Genomic DNA, 620 nt, shown 5'->3' on the forward strand with positions numbered 1-620 from the left:
AGGACGTCGATGCGCCCGAACTCCGCCTCGCAGGTCTGGACGGCCGCGCTCACCGACGCGGGGTCGGTCACGTCCAGCCGTAGAGCCAGCGCGCGGTCGCCGTACTTCGCGGCGAGATCGGTCACGGAGGCGCGGTTGCGGGCGGTGACAGCCACTCGGTGGCCCCGCTCGAGAGCGTGCTCGGCCAAGGCGCGGCCCAGACCGCTGGAGCAGCCGGTGATCAGCCAGACAGATGATTCGTTGCTGTGGTTCGACATGCCTCCATGGCAACAGCAAGCCGGCGGACGTGCCACGCCCCCTTGAGGCAGGCCCTCACAGGGTGAGCTTCACCTACGGCGCACGAGCGGCCCGGTCTATGAGGAGCGGTACGCTCGCCGGATGGCACGCGAAGACAACCAACTCGGTTCCTTCCTGCGCAGTCGCCGGGAAAAGATCGACGCTGCCTCTGCCGGAGTCGTCGACAACACGCGACGGCGGGTCAAGGGACTGCGCCGGGAGGAGCTGGCGCTGCTGGCCGGGGTCAGTCCCTCCTACTACGCCCGGATCGAGCAGGGCCGTGACCGCAATCCCTCCCGCGAGATCCTCGAAGCACTGGCCGGTGTCCTGCGCCTGGACGACAC

2 protein-coding genes are annotated in these 620 nt (G+C 69.0%); one reads left to right on the forward strand and one right to left on the reverse strand.

Annotated elements, in window-relative coordinates; translation table 11 throughout:
* Window positions 1–257, reverse strand: a 257-nt coding sequence (locus CCL05_RS43325) for an SDR family NAD(P)-dependent oxidoreductase (RefSeq protein ID WP_143590077.1), incomplete at its 3' end; no start/stop codon positions are given.
* A 121-nt stretch (window positions 258–378) separates the two neighbouring features.
* Here CCL05_RS43325 and CCL05_RS43330 point away from each other — a divergent pair.
* The coding region (locus tag CCL05_RS43330) for a helix-turn-helix domain-containing protein (RefSeq protein ID WP_143590078.1) at window positions 379–620 on the forward strand (242 nt) is incomplete at its 3' end.

It is taken from the genome of Streptomyces africanus (assembly GCF_002150735.1).
Lineage (GTDB): Bacteria > Actinomycetota > Actinomycetes > Streptomycetales > Streptomycetaceae > Streptomyces > Streptomyces africanus.